The following is a 20,213-nucleotide window of genomic DNA, read 5'->3' as shown; positions in this document are numbered from 1 at the left end:
TAAAAGGAAGATAGATCCGAAAGGTCGTGATACTGTGAGTGTTAACCGAGAAGAGTTAAAACGAATCATTGATCATATACCCGAACAAGATGCAATCGAGATTGCTGACTTTATTGGATATTTGAATGCGAAAAGAGAACGGGAAGCATTAAAAAATCTTGAACAAGCCAGTATGACTAGCATGGATTTCTGGAACAATCCAGTAGACGATGAGGTTTGGAATAATGTATAGTCAGGGTGATATCCTACTGATTCCATTTCCATATAGCGATATGTCAACTACAAAGCAGCGTCCAGTTCTTGTTTTGTCAAACACCACCTATAACAGATCCCAGTCCGATCTTGTCGTTGCCGCAATCACTTCTAACTTGATCAATAAGACTTATTCGATACAAATAACCACTGATGACCTTGATGAGGGACAATTGCGTGCTACGTCCGCTGTTCGCGCAGATAAGATATATACATTTTCAAATCAAATTGTCATTAAAAAATTTGGGCATCTAAAGACTCCTTTTTTTTCGGAGGTCAAACAGCAACTGATGCATTTGCTTAACGAATGAACCACCTGCAAACAGCCCCTTACTGCTTCATTCAAGCAGTAAGGGGCTGTTTGCTGTGTAAGTAACAATCATTGGTTCAGGCATCCCGATTATTTATCAATTCGATATAAATGATACTACCGCTTCTGTGTGCACCGTATGCGGGTCAAAAAGCGAGTTTTATAGAGACTGTTATAATCCGCTGAAGCCTTGATTTTATTGGGTTTTTGATGTTCAGAATATGTTCAATTAGGCTGCTTTTAGTTGGTTTAGGAGAGGCCTTAACAAGTGCCCCATGCCACGGACGTAAAAAATATCCCTACATCACTATTCACGGTGATGTAGGGATACTATTTCTCAAAGACTATTTCATTACGTCGATTTGTTTAAGCATTAGAAATTCAGGAATTGTCCACGACTACTCTCATTGATTAAATATCTGATAATTCGTTTCACTACATAATTTGCAGCTTCTTCGATTGAAGACTTGCTTGTATCGACTTCGATTTCCGGGTTCCCAGGTGTATCATTTGTGCTTGAACTGCCTGCAAGCGGACCATTTACATAAACTTCAATATATTCTTTGCCAATGATGCCTCGCGCGGTTTCTCGGTCATTTTCGATCGGGGAATCATTCGATACCAATGCAATAAGTCCAGCATCGTTCATCAATTTTGCAACTTCTGCTAATCGCTGCAATGATTCTCCCTGGCCATTCCCCAGTAACATGGTATGGTGGCCTGTCGATACCAATCGTTTTTCGACTTCCTTCGCAAGCGTTGATTTATCCGGAACCGTACCGGTGAACCAGAGGGTTAACGGATTTTGACCTTTTTGCTGAGCGCGAACATCTCTGGTGATTTCCGTATCTAGCCCTACCAAACTGTCGGATCCTTGAAGGGCTTCGTCAATGACTCCGCAAGCGGATGTCATATTGGTTACACGATCGATCAGAATAAATCCGCCAATGCTCTTATTTTGTTCAAAGGAATCAAAAACGATACTGTCCGATAAAGAAAATTCACACTTTGCCACTTCATTTTTGACAATATGATCGGCTGAAACCGTTTTTCCAGTATTAATATCGATTTTATGGTTAATTGCCGTCACGGTACCGGGCAGGACTTTCGTTCCTACTTTGACCAAATAATTTTTACCCGGAGTTAGTACGGAATCATCCATCCAAAGAATCGTAGCGCTAAAACGATCCGCTTCTTGGATTTGATCATCTTTCGTAAATACACAGCCCCGCGAAACGTCGACTTCACGATCCAATTGAATGGTTACGGGTTGTCCGGCATGCGCTGAATCCCGATCTTGGTCTGTCACTAAGATACGTTTGACTTTCGCTTTCTCACGACTAGGCAGCGTCGTCAACTCATCGCCGACCGCGATGCTTCCAGCCTCAATCTGGCCTTGGAAACCGCGGAACGTATGGTCCGGTCGACATACACGCTGAATTGGCATCATAAATTGTTTCTTATCGTCGGTATGATGAACATCCACACTTTCTAAATACGGCAACAAAGGAAGGCCCTCATACCAAGGGGTATGTTGTGATTTCTTGGTAATGTTATCCCCTTCTGTGGCAGAAACAGGGATCACCTGAATGCTTTGAAAGTGAAATGCAGCGCTCGTTTGGAAGAAATCTTCTTTGATCTCATCAAATCTCTTTTGATCAAAATCCACTAAATCCATTTTGTTCACAGCTAATACAAGATGTTTAATTCCCATGAGTGCGCAAATCCGGGTATGGCGTTTGGTTTGGGTAATTATCCCTTTTTTTGCATCCACAAGAATGACGGCAAGATCCGCAAAGGATGCGCCTACTGCCATGTTACGTGTATATTCTTCATGTCCCGGTGTGTCCGCTACAATGAATGAACGGTGATCCGTTGTAAAATACCGATAGGCCACATCAATCGTTATCCCTTGTTCACGTTCGGCCAGTAATCCATCAAGAAGCAAGGAATAGTCAATTTTTCCGCCGCGGCTACCAAGTCGGCTATCCAGCTCTAATGCTCTTTCCTGGTCGGCGAACAAAAGCTTTGCCTCATAAAGCATATGTCCAATCAAGGTGGATTTTCCGTCGTCCACACTTCCACAAGTTATAAATTTAAGCAGACTCTTCATTTTAGAAATAGCCCTCCCGTTTACGTCTTTCCATACTTCCAGCCGCTTCTTGGTCAATAACCCGAGTTGTCCGTTCGGATGAAACCGCACCAAGCGTTTCTTCGATAATGGCATCTATCGTATCCGCCTCCGACTCGGCACCGCCAGTAAGAGGATAGCAGCCTAATGTACGAAACCGCATCTTCTTCATTTCAATTTTCTCATGAGGTTCGAGTTTCAAGCGGTCATCATCCACCATGATGAGATGCCCATCGCGTTCGAGAACGGGTCTTTCCTTTGCAAAATAGAGAGGGACAATATCAATGTTTTCTCTGCGAATGTATTGCCAGATATCTTTTTCTGTCCAATTGGATATTGGGAAGACGCGGATGCTTTCTCCTTTATTAATTCTTGTGTTGAAAAGCTTCCACATTTCCGGCCGTTGGTTTTTCGGATCCCATGCATGATTCTTATTCCGGAACGAGAAAATCCGCTCTTTCGCACGCGACTTTTCCTCGTCACGTCTTCCACCACCGAACGCAGCCGTAAATCCGTACTTGTCCAATCCTTGTTTCAGGGCTTGGGTTTTCATAATGTCCGTATACGCGGAACCATGATCGAAAGGGTTGATCCCTTGTTCAATCCCTTCCTGATTGGAGTGGACAATCATGTTGATTCCGAATTCTTTCGCTTTGCGATCGCGGAACTCGATCATTTCTTTAAACTTCCACGTGGTGTCAATATGCATGAAAGGAAATGGCGGCTTCTCCGGATAAAAAGCTTTCAGCGCCAAATGCAGCATCACGGAACTATCCTTCCCAATCGAATACAGCATCACGGGATTTTCACATTCCGCCGCTACTTCTCGTATAATATAAATCGCTTCAGCCTCGAGTTGATCCAGATGCGTCATTTCTTGTATGGAATCAAGCATCGGTTTTTGCATGGAAAGGTGCCTCCTTTTAATTCTCACTAAATCTATTGTATTTCTTTATATCCTATCAGATTCTAGCTTTTATGCAAAGTGGAAGAAAGTATAATTCTCTATATTTCTAACATTTTCCTCGAATAATGTCGTACTTTTTCCGAGAGTGTCACTTTTTTGTCGCAATAATCACTGTGTGGCATTAAAGTTCGCTTTGTTACGCTTGCATGGAAAAGGTTCGGAAAAGCGTGGGGGTGTCTAACCCCTGTTCATTTTATCCATGCGAACATTAAATATTCTACTCGTAATGAATTAAAGTTTCTTCACATAAATATTGGGGACGCAAGATTTCGCGTCCCCAATCCGTCAACAACTCTATTAATCTTTTACTCAATCTGACGCGGTATTGGAAGAACTAAAAGAATATCGCAAATACTGCACACAAGAATGGGATGGATTGGAGAAAACCCGTGATAATGATCATTTCTTTTTTTTCTGTAATCAGTACGGCAGAGCATTCTATCCGGAAAGCCCCTATTTGTGGTTTCGCGGCTTCTTAAAGAAACACAAATTAAAATACATTAAATTTCGTGATTTGCGCCATACTTCTGCCACCTTATAAATTAACCAGGATGTTTATGCAAAAATTATTTCTGAACGTCTGGGACAAGCCAACATCGCGACAACGATGAACATTTATGGGCATGTTTTATCAAAGGCGGATAAAGAAGCTGCCAATAAGTTCGATCTGATCATTCCATTTAAAAAATCGTAAAGAAGATAAAGAACCCGAGCGATTGCTGTACCATCGTTCGGGTTCTTTTCTTTAGGACTATAACAATTTATTCAAAATGCGCCCTGTTTTACGCTTTTTTCTATTGGTTTCCGCTGATTTGGGTTCATTGGTGTTACACTTTTACAGCAACTTTACACCAATGGCTAAAAAATCACTGCTGTATCACTAATTTATACCCTCTGTTTCATTGAAAAACCTATATTAATAAGGCTTCACGGCAACTGTTTCATTTCGAACAAGCATTGCAACCGATTCCACATGTGTGGGGTGTGCAGCGTCAACATATTTTGGGGTCTATTTAGACGCTCAGTCACTCCAATCACCTTGGCTGCTGACTGGAACTGAAGGGAACTAACTCTTTACTAGAATTCAATACTAATATAACGTAAGATAGTTTAAAACCCTTTATTTGGGTTTCCAGTTTATTTTTCTAATGTAGTAGATTCAATTTATTTAGGAGGGAATTCTGTGTCAAAATATGATTTCCACTCACTACTTGAGCCCCTCGAGTTTGAAAAGTTAGTATGTGATATTATCCAAGTAAAAGATGGTATTACATTGAAAATGTACAAAGAAGGACGTGATATGGGGATTGATGGTTTTTATGTTGATGGCGACTTGAAAATCATTGTTCAAGTTAAGCGCTATCAATCCGACTTTAAAAAACTATATCGTGACCTAAAAAATCTTGAATTACCCAAAGTACGTAAATTAAAACCTGATCGATATATATTAGGGGTTTCTATGGACTTTTCCCCACCTGAAGAAAATCAAATTATTGAACTGTTTGAAGGATTTATTCTCAATAATCATGATATTCTAAGTAACAAAGATATGAACGGTTTTCTCGAAGATCCCCTACACAAACAAACATTACTCAGGTATCCAAAACTATGGTATCCCAATGTGAATATATTGGAAAAGGTATTGGTCGAATCTGTGCATCGCGCTACCTACAGAGAATCCTCTGAAGAATTAAAGGAAGCAATTAAGGCTGCTAAAACATTTGTCCCTGCACAGATTTATTATGAGGCTCTGCGTAAGTGTTCTCAAAATCATGTAATTGTTCTTTCGGGAGAACCCGGGGTAGGCAAAACTACAATGGCCTATATTTTGGCTTTAGCTTATCTTCAACCAAACAACCTAGATGGATTCGTATGGGCCAATTCCATTCATGATGTATATGCAATGCTGGAGGATGGAAAACAACAAGTTATTATTTTAGATGATTTTTGGGGGAGTATCTTCTTAGGAGAACAAACACGCCGAAACGATGAAAACCGATTAGATAAACTCATTAATCGTATAGTAGAATTTCACGGAGAGAAACGCCTAATCCTGACGACCCGCGAGTACATTTTACAGCAAGGCTTACAAAAACATCCCTTATTAAGAAAAACGCTGGACCAATATGCACTAATATGTACGCTTGAGGAATACGGGGACGATGAGAAAGCTAGTATCCTGTATAGCCATCTCTACGCATCAAATCTTGAGTATGAATATGTTAACTATTTACTTATGAAAACTGATTGGATTGTACACCATCAGAATTACAATCCAAGGGTACTCGCGCTATTCTTAAATAACGAATCAGAAAATAATTGCACACCTGAAGAATATTACGAATTATTAAGTGACTATTTCGATAATCCAGAAGAATTTTGGGAATCTATCTTTATGGATCTCTCTGCTGAATCACAATTTGTTTCTTTACTTTTGCTGATTTCGTCAACCCCCATGCATCTGGAAAGTATGAAGCACTGCTATGAAAAATATATTATGATTTCAAGCATCCATACGAAAGTTAAGAATATTGACGAATGTATTGCAGAGCTTGAGAAAACAATGATTAAGACCTTTTACAACGAGGAATACGAAGCAGTACTATTGAAATTCAACATGCCCGCTGTACAGGATTTCTTATATGGATACCTAGAGAAAAATTGCGAGAGCTTAGTTCCGAAACTCGTAGAGTGCTGTGTTTATTATAATCAGCTCCAATTTCTATTTGAGCATGTATCCGATTTTTGCAGTAATAGGATAACAGATCTTATCATACAACATTGCATTGTACACTATCACGAATATAATGGCAGTATCTTAGAATATGATGGAAGCTGGAACTGGGATATTGATCTTTTTGAAGAGAATGGAGGGAATTTAGACCGATTCTTCCATTTACTTCGTTGCTGTCAGCCAAAAAAGCATCCTTTGCTGTACCACTTTTTAGAAACTGAAATAACTGAATATTGCTTAACTATGGGCCATGGCGATCTAGAAGCTCAGTATAAGGACTTGCACAATTTACCTGATATTATTGAACGTTGTGTAAAATTAGGGATGATTTTCGTGGGGAAAAATATCATTAGCAAATATTACGAAAATGCCTTTAGTATTTACCACTATAAAGCAATGCATAAATTTCAGAATGTATTTCCAAAAGAGTATTCTTTATTTTATAAGACTTATTATAAAAAAATAAAGAGTAACTTGAAAAGTACGATTCTTTTGGAGATGGATTTTCTCGATGAATTTGGAATGGAATTTGAACTAGATATGCTCATCAATAGTGCTCCAGAACTTCTGAAACAATTTGGATTACGCTATACTAAACAATTTGGGAGGAAAATATATAACTTGTGTGGAAGAGAACCCTACTTGGCTCCTGACAAAAAAGTACAACCAAATAATTCATCAGAAGGCAAACTTGATTTGAATCAACAGACTCTAGAAAGTGTTAAGGAAGACGCAGAGAATTGGCTACTAGGACCTTCAGAAACATATTTAGATGATGAGCAAATTGATGAAATTATCACAAATAGTGGTCTTTATTACCCCATTAAAGAATTATTGAAAACCGTACTGGAGACTTCGATACCGCGATATATTCATAATCTTTTACAAACACAAGAGTCGATTAATCTTCTTATCGAAGTATTATGTGTCCCTACCCCACATATCCCAGAACAGGAAATTAATCTCATCCACTCAATTCTGTTACACATCTCTCAAGGAGATCAGTTATTATTAAACAAACTTGTAGGCTTTTGTGCTGAAAGCTTAGCTATGTTTATATATAGGGACGAACCAGTTTTACGTGCAAACCAATTCTTAACAAGTGACGTTTATACAACCTATTTAGAAAATAATGAACAATTACGCGAAGTTGTATATAAATACCTGATTATTAAAGATGAGCAATGGATACGTTTTCTCAATATTCCAATCTTCATTTTCTGTAATGCGTTTATTATTTGCTTTGACAGTGAAAAAGAGGAATTAGAAACATTCTATCAAGATATATTTGGAGAAAATTTCAATAAATTAAAACAAGTAATTCACCATAATTCTAAGAAACAAACAAATATTTTATATGCTGATTGCTTTCCATATTTTTTTAAGAACTATGAGTGGGAGGGCCATATGTATAGAATGTTCGAAGAGTTGAACCCTTACCACTTTAATCAGACCTTTGTTGCCCCAATGATTAAAAGTTATCTCGATCGGTTGGGGAAAGGCGACGATACTAGCAAGATTTTAAACATTATATCCTTTAGTGAATTAATGTTTGAATATACCGCATCAGGTAATTATTTTTGCAACTCACTAAGTGATGAACTTTGCATGATTGAGCATCTAGGGATTTCGGAACTTTGGGACAGTGATTTTCCACCTCGAATCACGAAACGAATATTAACAAGGCTACAAAAAAGCGACCTTGCGCGCAAAAATGGTGATAATTGGAGCGTCTCGGTATACAAAATTAAAGATGTTCAATTGCTCAAAGAATTTGGAGTCTATGACTCAGCATTAAAATTCTTGCGAGAAGTTGAGGGTATATACTCCCAATTTATTAATGGTGATTACTCAACAATAAAGCCCGCTGTGTTAGTGTGATTCTATTTTATTCGAGCTGGTATTTGTAAGAAAGCAATTAACTCATCTTCTTAACGATTAAGTAAAAAGCAACAGTCCTCCATCGCTGAAAAGCGGCAGAGGGCTATTGTTGCATGTGACAACTAAGGCTCAGGCGCCCCTTTTAATTGATAATCCTATGTAATGATACGACACACTCCACATGTATCGAGACGGTGAAAGGGATATATTGATTCTTGTGATTTATATAAAATTACCCAAATTAAAAAAATTATTGCATATTATTAAATTTACTTATGCTATCTAAAATTGATTTGTCCAGCGAAGTAAAATGATTACCCTCTATTAAAATATAATCGCAATTCTTACCATTTTTCTTTGCAGTTTGAACAAAGCTATAGTTTTCTTTTAAGTGATCTGTATCTTTTTTACCTACGTAAACGAACAGGGGCTTCTGGATACTCTGAATAAATTTATCTGGTGATCGAATTGTCACTTCATTTATGTCCTTCACATCAAAAGGAGCAACTTTATCCCAACCACTTTTTAAAAACCGTTCTTGCTCTGGTGCAGCTCCATAGGCAGCGATTGCCCTAAATGTAGAGGGTAACATAGAAACGAGCATTGATATCGTTCCACCCGAGCTATGACCTGTTAAAAAAATTCTCTTAGGATCAACATCTTTTAAAGATGACAGAAAATTCCCAGCAGAAATAACGTCATCAACTTCGCCGAAAAATAATTCAAAACTCCCTGGGTTTCCGTTCTCTCCCCTTAACATTGGGGCTAAAACAATATATCCAGCATCTTGAAACCTCTTTGCATCCTCCCAATCCTCTTCTCCAAAAGAAAATCCCCCATGAACATAAACAACTGCAGGATGTAGATTTCCGTCATTAGGATATTCAGATAACCAAGCTTTTAATTCTAAATCACCTGATTTATATTTAATTTCCGACCCCCCCTTTGGAGGTCTAACTATGGAATATTCTTGAGGTGCTGGCTCATTTTTTATCAATTTTGTACGGAACCCTTCTCTGCTTAATTCAAAACTCTTTGATATCCCATTATCTAAGGTAGAATGGTTCAATGAACAAGAATTTAAAAGTAAACAAATGAATGGTAAGATAAGCACATTTTTTATCATTGAAAAGTAGACCCTCACATTCACAATTTTACTTTAGAATCAGTGGTGATTTTTCCATGTGCATTCAACAAATTTGAAATACTTTTCGGGACGCTGACAGTAATTCCAGTACTGCTAAAATAGAAAAGACATGTTTCACATTCAATACCTGTATAAGCTAGCTCTTAAGCATTCTTCGTAAGATACCTTTCATGATAACCATCCATTTGGTATCTATATGATTGAGCACTTCCCCTTGTTCTTCTTAAGCTCCGATATTCTTCATCTTCTTAACTTTTATGCCAAGAAATCCACCATATAAGGTGAGTGGAATAGTAATAATGAATCCTATTACATGATACCATGTTGGTAAAATACTTTTCCCAAAAAGAATGGTGTAGATACCCAGCAACTCACATGCCAAGCCAATAATTGATGAATGCATCAATTTGGATTGTTTTGCAATTCGAGCTGCAACAAACCCACCTAAAACACTAAATATAGCACCAATAATCATACATAAGGAAATATACAAATTGTTATTGTAAAGTGCCTTTATATTGTAAATATCTAAATGATTGGTCAATACATAAATTACAGTGAATATACTCGACGTAATCATAGTTCCTAGCATATCGACTACAATACCAATCACTACCGCTAAAATACTGATTCTCTTCATTATACCCATTCTCAGCCCACCTAAATGAATGTTCAAAACATGATTTATTGGAATTAACAGTTCTAAATCAAATTATGTTTTATTTAATAATACGCAACCACTTTTTTAATTTGGCATCCCAGCAATTGCCCTAAACATTCGATATGTTCTAAAGTTAAATCGTCCTTGGGATTTATGATTTCAATTGAAAAGCGTGAAAATCCTGCGTTCCACTTATAGTTCAAATCATTTAAAGATGTAGCTTTATTACAACAATCTGTAACCATACTTAGATTGTGAAATGAGGATTCAGAAGCATTATCCATAGCTGCACTCCACCAATCAATTTCAATTTTACTGAAGCACAATGGGCAACTGACACCTTCGAAATTTTCACCTTGGTCTATAAAACGTACTTCATCAGTCTCAATGTACTCTGTTTTTTCATTACTTACGTTGAGATTTATCCAATCCTTTGCTTTCCCTAATTTCGTTTCATTTGGAACAAATTCAGGGTCTTTAGGAATTAGCTTTAATATCACATCTGACATAAATAACTTTTCCTCCGTTATTCTATACTAACCGTTGCAATTTCCCTTCCTGCCCATAAATTGAAACTATATCCCTTTACAAGCAAATGCCAAGGAGCTTCATCAACAATAAATGCAACGTCAGCGTATATACTCCACGAATCTTCAACAAGGCTTGTAACTCTTACCAAAAAAGTCCAAGATTGTCCAGTAAATGTCCTATCCTTAAGCTCACCGTAATTTACAATAATGTCTCGTAGCCACACATTTAACGGATAGCGACTTGGGTCTTTATACCATTCGATTTTGGCTTTCGCTGATCTTCTATCTTCCATTTTCCTTTTCAATCTCACTATGTTTCGCATTGTTTAAGCTTATTCTCTAACTTTGCTATACCTTTTGAAAGCTCTAAACGATTCTTTGAACTTTTTATCCAATCAGGAAGTCTACTCGCCAAACTCTGATTTTTGTTTGGCATTTGTTCTCTCAACGATGAATTAATGTAGCCATCCAAAAAGGACAAATGTTCTTTATTGTATGCCCAAAGAACATTTCCACAACAATTAGTTCTTAACCAAAGTTTCAAGCCCCTGAAAGAACCTTTGCCCCATGAAACGATATTTGGATTCGTGATAAGTCCACATTGAGTGCAAATTAATTTGTACTGATACCTTTCTTCAGATATTCTGACTCCTTTTGCACACCTAAAACAGTATGGACACTCCATCAAAATGTCCTTTTTTAAAAGAAAATCATACAGAGTTTCACCTTTGTCTCTAAACCTTGATTGATTCATGATTTTTCACTTTCCACCTTATATAAATTCCCATGTTTTATTGAATTCATTTCCAGCATTCATCGTTATTCATTGTTTCCACATCCTGTTTAAAAGTTTTCAAAACAGTATCTAATGGCGGCAGATTTCCCCTATCATACACAGTCATCCCAACAGGTGCAACACTTGGGCTACTCCCGTCACTTGCTGTAGGTGTTATCAGAATCCGTGGGATATTGTGGTCATAAAAACATAAGGTGATTAACCAATGTGTGGCATACGTATATTCACTTTTTTGCGTTTCATAATCCCAATATTCTTTGCATAAAGCTGCATAATCCTTTACCCCCATTGGAATAAATTCATAGCGTAAAACGAACCAACTCTTCTGACGCTTATTTTGGCGGCTAAGACGTATTGCACTTTGCAAAACATTATTTGTATACAACCAATGTAAACCTAGTTTCTTCTTAATTCGAGTAAGTTGTATATACGAAATTTAATCTGGCATTCTTAGTAGCGCTTCTTTTACTGCTTTTAAACCTATTTCGTTTTTGACTAATTCTATTGGTTTATTGTTATCTAAAATTGGTACGTTTTTATATAGCCAAGCTTTAGCGTATTCCCTTTCTTGGAAGTATAAAACTTCCTTAATATCTTCTGGAACATCAATACCATCCAGATTGTTAAGATTCACATTCCTACTTTTTTTACTCAAAACTACAAATTTCCTCCATGCTGTTTCATTAAAAACTTTAGCAAAGTATTCTATATTGATAAGGATTCCTCCTGATAAAATCATTCATTTAATTAGCTATCTCCCGATATTTCAAGTATATAGATCTTATATTTAATCTTCTTTCCAAACAAGCTCTGTTTTGCCTACTTGCTTTTCAGCTAATATCTTGCCATTATTGCTATCCCCAATTTCTTCGATTTTTAGATTATAAGGTAAAAACAGCTTCTTCCAATCATGCTCATTTGTCATAGCGGCTGAATCATTTAAATATTTTTCTATTACTTGTTTCAGTTGAACTTCGTTTATTTTAGTATGGTCTATGCCTATTCCAATACTAATTAATTTTTTATTATAATCACCTGCTGTACCATTGAGTATAATACCAGGCTCATTGTTTAGTTCCTTTGTATTTGTAGCTAAAGCATTAATAATGTCTAAATGTTTGACTGTGTTGTTACTTTGACCTAGATAGAACAAAAGGATGGTAATAGCTAATGCTTGAATAATAGCAATAGTTAAATCCCTTTTCCAATATGTTTTGTCCATAGACTAAACAATCGAAACAACAAAAAACTACAGATGAAAATGCTACCCGAAGTTGTATACAATCCTTTAATTATAATCATTTTCATCTTCCCCTTTAATACCTAATACACTCCACACCCAAAAGAAATACTTGACTTCACAAAGAATACCATTTGGTATATTATACCATTATAACCAACAAAAATAGCAATCCGTTTTTAAACCAAGCCCCATATTTATAAAACTATGATTTCATATAGCAATCAAATTGTTTATGCTATTTCGCTTGTATTTTAAGATTCTATTCACAATAATGAACCCAATACTTACATCAGAGGATGCCGTTTTCTCAACTAGCGGAAAGTATATTAGGGTAGAAAAATAGTGGTAAAATGCCATTGTTTACGGGAAAATGGGAGGACGATAATGTCGGCAATTGGATACGGTTCTGACAACGATTGAGTTAGCAGGATGATTTTCTCGTATTTGCTTGATAGAAACAGAATTGGCCCTGTGCTGCCGTGGTAGCTCATATTACCCGATATTCGAAAGGATGCGCCTCCATGTCTGAAGATACTAGAATTACCAGATTTAACGAAATGCTGAAAGATCTTGACGATCGAGAAAAACATCTTCCCCCAGTACAAAACAAGTACATGGGATTAACTGTACCTTTTCCTCAGACCCTCGAATTACAAAATCAAATGATCGAGAGTATTGAAAGATTAATTCATCACGATCCTGAGGTGTGTATTGCTGTTCATTTTACCTCGATAAGTGCCATCAATACTAAATACAACGAGGTCATCTTTATCGGGAATGATTACCTACATCTCATGAGTATCCGAGATTTTATGAAAGGGCATGGAATCGAATCAAGCATAAGTCCTTCCTTTATTTTGTACAGAGAGTATGCCGATGATCTCAACAGGAACTTCCACGGGAAGCATACGAGAGTTACCAGCGTAAACGACATCTTTTCTTTAATCGAGATTTATATGACGGATCTTGATTTTGGAAAAGGTTATCAATATGAGAATAGGCTCCCAAAGAAAGATATTATTCATTACTGTGCTTGTAATCGTAAAGAAGATGAAGAAGGAAAGGTGCTTGGTAACCAATTATTTATCCAATCCTTAAGTTTATATTCAAAGTTGTTATTGATTAATGGATTCAGATGGGGATATCCGGTAGTGGATACAGAAGTTCATGTTTTGGATGCCAAATGTCAGGTATGTTATTACCGTGATTATTACTTCATCTTGTCAGCGATGAACACACTACAGGATGCTATGAAACGAGCGAATTGGCGCCTATGCGAACCTTTAATGGAAATCCGAATATCCTGCACAAAGCAATATATGGAGGAAAATTCTTTTATCAATGAGACAGCCCATTTACAGTGGAGCGAAGATAGGGAACATTGTAAAGCATTCTTTCAAGTTAAGATTTCAAATGTGATCAGCTGTCTTGAGGAGTTTTATTCTGATAATCAAAATATATTCGATTTTAATATTAAAATGGTCGGTTATGTACCTGTTGAACTTCCTACAGTAAAATGTAACGGGTTTAAAATAATTAATGATATTGGAGCATGGAAAGAGGATATAAACTAATGCAATTTGTAAATGAGTAATTTGGCTCGGTCTAAATTTTACAGAATACTTCTTTATTCTAAAAGTAGAATATCAACTAAATAACAACTTGCCATCTCCTCCCATCAGAGTTAACATACACACACTCGAACAATGGGAAGGATGCTGTGACTATATGGAGGATTTTCCTGAATGGATTTTAAAAGGCTTACGTAAGAGGTTTGATGACTTGTCTCTCATCGGGAGCAGCAAGAACACATTATTCCGTTCATTGAGAAATCATCAAAATTGCTATCGGATTTGAAAGGCCAGATGGATGAATCTGCTTTAGTGAACTTGCTGGAATGGGAGGATGCTGTCCAATATCAGCAATCGGCTGAGAAGGATTGGCTTTATTTGAGAGGGGTTAAGGATGGCATGAGGATGATACAGGAAATTAATCTTTATTTGAAAACGAACCGTTTGGAATGATAACGAGCGAACAGTATGGAACCGCCCCATGCCATTTATCGCTTTATCAGTTTCTTGAGACAGCCGGTTACTCAATGATTTCCTCCATCTCCAGTCCAATTTTCAGGGTAAATAAATAACGCGTTGGCGAGAGAATGGTGATCTTCTCAACCAGCGCGTTAAAGAGGTCGTCTTCAAATTGTTCCAATATATCTTGTCGTTCATTTATGATCTGAATGATTTCGCTAACTCTAACTTGGATCTGAGATTTCTGATCCCTGTCATTCTCTACTCCTTCTTTCTTGTTCGTTTTCTTCGTTGTATACGGCCTCTTCAATCTGATTTCTAAGCTTCAAGGCAACCAACGCCTTAAGATCAGCTTTCAACTGTTCTATACTTTACTCGATTTGCCCAAGTGATTCACTTTCTGATCACTTCGACAGTATCGTTTCAATGTTGGCTTTGAGCGTTCGGATAAATCTACCCTTATTCTCATACATCCGATTGAATACTCTAACAAATGCATCCTACAGTTTCCGTTCATCCAGCGCATTGGCATTGCAAGCTTCTCGTCCCTCATCTACATACGACCGACATTGCCATACGACTTTTTTGGACGTATTGTTACTGTTCCAGGTTCGGCGTTTAAAGTTGGCTCCACAGCATCCGCAGAATACTTTGCTACTAAGTGCATATTTGCTGGAGTATTTCTGCCGGTCTCCTATCACATTGCCTTTTAATTGTGCGCGGCGCTGTTTCTTTTTCTGTACTTTGAGGTGAATGAGTTATTTATTTTCATAACGTACTAAGCCGCAGTTCATAAAAATACTGCACAATTGGATGCTTTAACTTCATCTTCTCGCTCATGTTTAATATTCGCTTTTTTCCAACTCGTCTGTCCACCAAAGCTAGAATATTTAATAAGATATCATTGCTCTCTATGCTTTCCTCTATAGAAATGGATAAAAACTTATTAGCTACAACGATAAAATTTGATTTACTTAATGATGACTGTGCCGCCAAAAGCTCCTTTGCATACTCTGATATTTTTCTACTTCTTGCAATTACTTTTAGACGATCCTCCGGAACAATCCCCTTGGTATCTTTTCTGACTGCTTCGATTTCTTCTTTGTTGATAGGAATTTGGATATCTGAATCATTCTTAATATCCAGCTCCGTCTGATACCATCTGATTAAGTTAGTTGTATCACTAAAATTGAGTACGTTCTTTTTATCTACCGCAATATAACAAAGTCCTGCTTTATCAGATAAATAACGGTAGCTGGTTGCACGGTATTCGACCCTTCCATATAACGCAGGACAGAGAAAACTCTCCAGATTTTGCTTCAATTTGCTCCAAGCCATGTACTCCTCCTTGTTCTATATAAATTTATTTCCTTTTAATAACAACCATACGTTCCCCTGCATCCCAACTTACCTCTGCACCAAGAGCTTCACTGACAAAGCGCACCGGAACTAATGTCGTACCATTTAATAACCGCGGTGCCACATCTAATCTTACCTCTTTATTGTTAATGAAAGCTTTATCTGAATCAATTATTAGCTTAACGCTAATATCTCCTTTTTCAGCTGTAATGCTTTGCTTTTCCCCATCCCAAAACACCTGAGCTCCCAAAACGCTGAAAATTCGGCGCATAGGCACAAGAACAGTTCCATCCTTCAACAAAGGCTCCTCGTCCGCTGAAAAGTCCAATAAGTTATTATTTAACTTCAAAACTATCTGATCCCCATACTTAACAACAACACCTAATTTTTGCTTTTCCTTAACAGCTTCAATTGCTTCCTTAGTCAAAGGATTATTAATCAGGTTAATCTCCCAGAGATTCGTATGATCCCGAAGGGCATTAATATCCGTAACACGGTTATGTTCGAGATCTAAACTTTTTAATTTAGACATTGCGTAAAGGGGAGAGATATCTTCAACTTTATTTCTGCTTAAAGTAAGACTTGTTAAAGAGGTCAGTCTTTGCAGAGGCTTGAGATCATCTATTTCATTACCTGAAATATTTAATCCATCTAATCGTTGCATTCCAGCTAATGGACTTAAATCAGTAATTTGATTATTGTTCAATCCTAAGTAGGTTAAATTCTTTAAATCGCTCACGAATCCGATGTCTGAAAGATGCATATTGTTTAAAGTTAGAAATCGTAGCATTTTTAGGGACACTAACTGTTTTAGATTAGAGACAGGGTTGCCATCTAGACTTAACATCCAAAGTTTATTTAAAGAGGATAGTGATGAAATATCAGCAACTTTATTGTTATCTAATCGAATGTTTTCAAGATTGGTAAGCCTAGCGATTGGGGTAATATCTACAACCTTATTATTTCCAATCTCAAGACCTGTAAGGGAAGTTAATTCAGCCAGAGGAGTAATATCAACAATTTGATTATGATCCAACCTTAGCGTAGCTAACTTACTCATTTTACTCAAAAAGGAAATGTCCTCAAGCTTCAATCCACCCAAATCCAGTGAACGGATCTCTTTAAGCGACTTGAGAAGGGAAAGATCCTGGATCGGATTATTACCGAGATTTACCATATCTAGTTTCGGCATGTTACTAATAACATGAATATTGGTTACTTGGTTCCTACCAATCGAAAGAACTTCAAGATTCTCGAGCTTGTGTAGAGAGGAAATATCTTTAATCCTATTATTATCTATAAAAATAGAGCGCAGATTTACCAGATCGGCGAGAGGCGTGACTTCCCGAATATGATTGAAATAGGCACCAAGCGACTTTAATTGAGTAAGTCCACTTAATGGCGAGAGGTCTTCGATCTCATTAGCGTAAACTTGTAGATCAGTTAGCTTTTTCAAGTTTTTTAACGGCTCTAGACTTTTAATTTTATTCTCATAAAGATTCAAATCTGTTAATTCTGTTAAGTTGCTAAGTGGCTTTAAATCCGTTATTTCATTGTAATCCAGAGTAATCCTTTTCAGTTTAACCAAACCTGCAAGTGGAGAAAGATCAGCAATCTTGTTCTGTTCAATACTTAATCGTGTTAAATTCGTTGCAAATTCAATCCCTTTGAGACTTCGGATTCCCAACCAACTTGCCGAGGCTAGCTCAGTAAGAGATTGCATATCCTCCCCCGTTATGTTCCCTTCCGGTTTATGCAATTGCTTGCGTATGTAAGCTTCAAATGCCGGGTCATCGAAAGTAACAGTGGCGGATTCAGCATACGTGGTTTTGAAAGTTGTAAATGGCGTCATTACTGAAACAGATATAGCTGTTATTAAGATTATTTTGAAAATGAAACCTCGATTCAATAACAATTTCAGCCCTCCTACAAAAAATTTAACAGGTCACAGATACCTTAACATAATCCTTCTTTTTACACTATTAAAAACCCTTCTTTATGAGCTACGCAAAATATCTGTTTTACTAATAAAATTGACGAAATCGGTGGAAAAGGAAAAAACCTCTCATATAGAGAGGTTAGTCGCATATCTTTCACCTTAAATATTGCCGTCAGCTTCCAAAATGCTAATTTTATTTTTCCAATAAACTCTTCTCTAGTCTGACATGAAATAATTCTATCTCTAAGTCTTGGTGCATAGTATGAATCGATGTTACTATGTCTTCTGCTGCTAGGATATGAATAGCATCCGCCTGTTCTGAGAGATACTTTAAAATAACTTCGATAATCTTTCTGCACACTTCGACTCTTTGGATGATGAGCTTCATCTACGATTAATACATCTAACTCATTATTTATCGACTCATAGAAGACGCTTGATCCCTTAAACAAATTGGTGATGAATACCTTTTTATGACCTTTCTGAAGTTTTTTGAATATACTTCTCTTAGGAGGCTGTTCTTGGTTACATACTGGCACAGAAAATTCTTAAAGGTTAGCTTAACTAGTTAATATCCAAGACTATTAAAACTAGAGATCGCTCACCTGATCTTCCCGCATCTTATTCTCCAGAAAGACCTTTTCTAACCTCAAGTGAAGCAACTCAGTCTCCAAATCCTGACCAATGGTATGCACAGCAGTAACAATGTCCTCGATAGTCAGCATGTGAGTGGAGTCAGCCTTATCGGATATATAGCTAAGGATAACATCAATAAACTCTTTGCAAACGTTAATTCTCTGAATCAATGTTTCCTCTTCCCGAACAGCTTCATCATATTTTGATTGGATACTTTGAATAGTGTCCACCCCTTTTCGGTACGCATATAAGTACCGGTTATTGGAATATTATATGGTACGTTTATACGTATAGTCAATAACTATTCGTACTTGATCGAAAGGTGATTTTAAGATGGCAAAAAAGGTTGTTGTGAAAATAGCTGATCTCACTAAACAACACAAAATCTCTCTACGCGAATTATCCAGAATATCCGATGTAAGACATGCTGCACTAAGCGAGTTATCCAACGGCAAAAGGGAGAATATGAATTTTAGCCATATTGTAAGAATAGCAGAGGCTTTGGATATTGATGATATCCGGGAGATTATTGATCTTGTTGATGTTAAAGATGAGGAGTTACTCGTACGTAATGAGGACAAGAAAACCTAGAAGCTTGTAACTTCTAGGATTCCTTTCTTATATGCATCGTATGTGGGTCAATTCAGCCGTTGTCTAGAATCTGGCTCAATTCCCGATTTTCTACTTAGCAGACATCAATCTGTACAACTCACGAACAATTTCGAACTTGTTATCTTCAGAAAATGTATAGCCCTCATGCCCAAATACATCATGAATAATTCTTTTACCATCGGGATCATCCATTAAAGAAATAAAAGCATTTACTATCTTTTTACGCCACTCTGCATCCATATCTGATCGTACCGCGATCGTGTCGTTCGGGATCTTATCCGTGAAGGCAAGGATGCGAGTATTCTTGAAAACATCGGGATAATCCTTCAACATCAAAGTCCGAATGTCCTGAAAAACTGCGGCAGCATCCACTTGGTTATTGAGTAACCCTAGGATCGCTCTATCATGACCTTGGAAAACAGCCTTTTTCACATCATCTACGGGGTCAATTCCTTCTTTCTTCAATACTAATCCAGGATATACATAGCCTGTTGCAGATGCTGCTCCCTGCCATCCGATGGTTTTCCCCCTTAAATCCTCAATGTTCCGAATCGGTGAATCTGCTCTAACAACGAACATTCCTTGGTAAAAGTCAACGAGATGTTGAGTCGGCTTGCCTGTTGAAGCATCCACCCCATACCGTAATGCTTGCAAAAGCACATCAGCTACCTTAAGGTCATCATGCGCAGAAACATATTGGGCCGGAGGCAGAAAACTAATGTCTACTTTTTTAGCTGCCATCGCTTTGATTACATTGCCATAACCCGTGGAGACGGTAATTTTAACGGGAATCCCAAGTCGATCACCAAGCATTTTCTCAAGGGGCTTTGCCTTGGCTTCCAAGGTATCTGCGTTTTGAGATGGTACGAATTGAACTGTTAGTGCGCTGGGCACAAATATGGCGGAAGCTGCGGTATGCTTCTGAGGCAAATTATTATCGCTATTTTGTTCGCTTCCTCCAGTTGCAGACCTCGTGATGATCATA

The 20,213-nt window shown here is 37.4% G+C and carries 22 protein-coding genes; 6 read left to right on the top strand and 16 right to left on the bottom strand.

Features of this window, described 5'->3' with window-relative positions:
• The first annotated feature begins 34 nt into the window (after positions 1-34).
• Positions 35-232, top strand: a complete 198-nt coding sequence (locus ABRS97_RS23220; RefSeq protein ID WP_367817783.1) for a DUF2281 domain-containing protein — start codon at positions 35-37, stop codon at positions 230-232.
• On the top strand, positions 210-563 hold the full coding sequence (locus tag ABRS97_RS23215) for a type II toxin-antitoxin system PemK/MazF family toxin (protein ID WP_367817782.1): 354 nt from the start codon (positions 210-212) through the stop codon (positions 561-563). The genes ABRS97_RS23220 and ABRS97_RS23215 overlap by 23 nt, the downstream gene beginning before the upstream one ends.
• A 372-nt stretch (positions 564-935) precedes the next feature.
• On the opposite strand, the gene ABRS97_RS23210 is transcribed toward ABRS97_RS23215, so the two are convergent.
• Together ABRS97_RS23210 and cysD are read right to left on the bottom strand one after the other, a co-directional pair.
• The gene (locus ABRS97_RS23210) at positions 936-2,789 is read right to left on the bottom strand and encodes a GTP-binding protein (RefSeq protein ID WP_367817781.1); all 1,854 of its coding nucleotides are present in this window, start codon (positions 2,787-2,789) and stop codon (positions 936-938) included.
• On the bottom strand, positions 2,677-3,600 hold the full coding sequence (gene cysD, locus ABRS97_RS23205) for a sulfate adenylyltransferase subunit CysD (protein WP_483312490.1): 924 nt from the start codon (positions 3,598-3,600) through the stop codon (positions 2,677-2,679). The genes ABRS97_RS23210 and cysD overlap by 113 nt, the downstream gene beginning before the upstream one ends.
• A 1,243-nt stretch (positions 3,601-4,843) precedes the next feature.
• Between cysD and ABRS97_RS23200 the strand changes: the two genes are divergently transcribed.
• On the top strand, positions 4,844-8,275 hold the full coding sequence (locus tag ABRS97_RS23200) for an nSTAND3 domain-containing NTPase (protein ID WP_367817779.1): 3,432 nt from the start codon (positions 4,844-4,846) through the stop codon (positions 8,273-8,275).
• Positions 8,276-8,525: 250 nt separating this feature from the next.
• Here ABRS97_RS23200 and ABRS97_RS23195 read toward each other — a convergent pair whose 3' ends face one another.
• From ABRS97_RS23195 to ABRS97_RS23160, 8 genes are all read right to left on the bottom strand, one after another.
• Positions 8,526-9,401: an alpha/beta hydrolase family protein gene (locus tag ABRS97_RS23195; protein ID WP_367817777.1), complete on the bottom strand. Its 876-nt coding sequence runs from the start codon at positions 9,399-9,401 to the stop codon at positions 8,526-8,528.
• A 244-nt stretch (positions 9,402-9,645) separates the two neighbouring features.
• Complete coding sequence (locus ABRS97_RS23190; RefSeq protein ID WP_367817775.1) at positions 9,646-10,071, bottom strand: hypothetical protein; 426 nt, start codon at positions 10,069-10,071, stop codon at positions 9,646-9,648.
• A gap of 74 nt (positions 10,072-10,145) precedes the next feature.
• Entirely contained in the window at positions 10,146-10,592 is a 447-nt protein-coding gene (locus ABRS97_RS23185; RefSeq protein WP_367817773.1) for a hypothetical protein, read from the bottom strand.
• Positions 10,593-10,609: 17 nt separating this feature from the next.
• Positions 10,610-10,906, bottom strand: a complete 297-nt coding sequence (locus ABRS97_RS23180; RefSeq protein ID WP_367817772.1) for a hypothetical protein — start codon at positions 10,904-10,906, stop codon at positions 10,610-10,612.
• A gap of 17 nt (positions 10,907-10,923) precedes the next feature.
• Entirely contained in the window at positions 10,924-11,367 is a 444-nt protein-coding gene (locus ABRS97_RS23175; protein WP_367817770.1) for a hypothetical protein, read from the bottom strand.
• A gap of 46 nt (positions 11,368-11,413) precedes the next feature.
• Entirely contained in the window at positions 11,414-11,794 is a 381-nt protein-coding gene (locus tag ABRS97_RS23170; protein ID WP_367817768.1) for a hypothetical protein, read from the bottom strand.
• 51 nt (positions 11,795-11,845) lie between these two features.
• A complete protein-coding gene (locus ABRS97_RS23165) occupies positions 11,846-12,064 on the bottom strand; it encodes an antitoxin Xre/MbcA/ParS toxin-binding domain-containing protein (protein WP_367817767.1) in 219 nt (72 codons plus the stop codon).
• A gap of 132 nt (positions 12,065-12,196) precedes the next feature.
• Positions 12,197-12,631: a hypothetical protein gene (locus tag ABRS97_RS23160; protein WP_367817765.1), complete on the bottom strand. Its 435-nt coding sequence runs from the start codon at positions 12,629-12,631 to the stop codon at positions 12,197-12,199.
• Between the two features lie 542 nt (positions 12,632-13,173).
• Here ABRS97_RS23160 and ABRS97_RS23155 point away from each other — a divergent pair.
• Both ABRS97_RS23155 and ABRS97_RS23150 read left to right on the top strand, forming a co-directional pair.
• The gene (locus ABRS97_RS23155; RefSeq protein WP_367817764.1) at positions 13,174-14,226 is read left to right on the top strand and encodes an elongation factor G; all 1,053 of its coding nucleotides are present in this window, start codon (positions 13,174-13,176) and stop codon (positions 14,224-14,226) included.
• Positions 14,227-14,493: 267 nt separating this feature from the next.
• Positions 14,494-14,676 (top strand): hypothetical protein, encoded by a 183-nt coding sequence (locus tag ABRS97_RS23150; protein WP_367817762.1) that lies wholly within the window; start codon positions 14,494-14,496, stop codon positions 14,674-14,676.
• Positions 14,677-14,743: 67 nt separating this feature from the next.
• On the opposite strand, the gene ABRS97_RS23145 is transcribed toward ABRS97_RS23150, so the two are convergent.
• From ABRS97_RS23145 to ABRS97_RS23125, 5 genes are all read right to left on the bottom strand, one after another.
• The gene (locus tag ABRS97_RS23145; RefSeq protein ID WP_367817761.1) at positions 14,744-14,992 is read right to left on the bottom strand and encodes a hypothetical protein; all 249 of its coding nucleotides are present in this window, start codon (positions 14,990-14,992) and stop codon (positions 14,744-14,746) included.
• Between the two features lie 190 nt (positions 14,993-15,182).
• Positions 15,183-15,383: a recombinase zinc ribbon domain-containing protein gene (locus tag ABRS97_RS23140; protein WP_367817759.1), complete on the bottom strand. Its 201-nt coding sequence runs from the start codon at positions 15,381-15,383 to the stop codon at positions 15,183-15,185.
• Positions 15,384-15,450: 67 nt separating this feature from the next.
• Complete coding sequence (locus ABRS97_RS23135) at positions 15,451-16,020, bottom strand: SF0329 family protein (RefSeq protein WP_367817757.1); 570 nt, start codon at positions 16,018-16,020, stop codon at positions 15,451-15,453.
• A gap of 25 nt (positions 16,021-16,045) precedes the next feature.
• Entirely contained in the window at positions 16,046-17,956 is a 1,911-nt protein-coding gene (locus tag ABRS97_RS23130) for a leucine-rich repeat domain-containing protein (protein WP_367817755.1), read from the bottom strand.
• A 614-nt stretch (positions 17,957-18,570) separates the two neighbouring features.
• A complete protein-coding gene (locus ABRS97_RS23125; RefSeq protein WP_367817753.1) occupies positions 18,571-18,786 on the bottom strand; it encodes a hypothetical protein in 216 nt (71 codons plus the stop codon).
• Between the two features lie 163 nt (positions 18,787-18,949).
• On the opposite strand from ABRS97_RS23125, the gene ABRS97_RS23120 reads away from it, so the two are divergent.
• Positions 18,950-19,207, top strand: coding sequence for a helix-turn-helix domain-containing protein (locus ABRS97_RS23120; RefSeq protein WP_367817751.1), 258 nt, complete (start codon positions 18,950-18,952; stop codon positions 19,205-19,207).
• 90 nt (positions 19,208-19,297) lie between these two features.
• Here the strand turns inward: ABRS97_RS23120 and ABRS97_RS23115 are convergent, their stop codons facing one another.
• Positions 19,298-20,212: a phosphate/phosphite/phosphonate ABC transporter substrate-binding protein gene (locus ABRS97_RS23115; protein WP_483312492.1), complete on the bottom strand. Its 915-nt coding sequence runs from the start codon at positions 20,210-20,212 to the stop codon at positions 19,298-19,300.
• Position 20,213: the final 1 nt, after the last annotated feature.

This window comes from Paenibacillus tabacirhizosphaerae (assembly GCF_040812395.1).
GTDB lineage: Bacteria > Bacillota > Bacilli > Paenibacillales > NBRC-103111 > Paenibacillus_E.
Note: the sequence above shows the minus strand (reverse complement) of the source record. Positions and strands in the feature narration are given on the sequence as shown.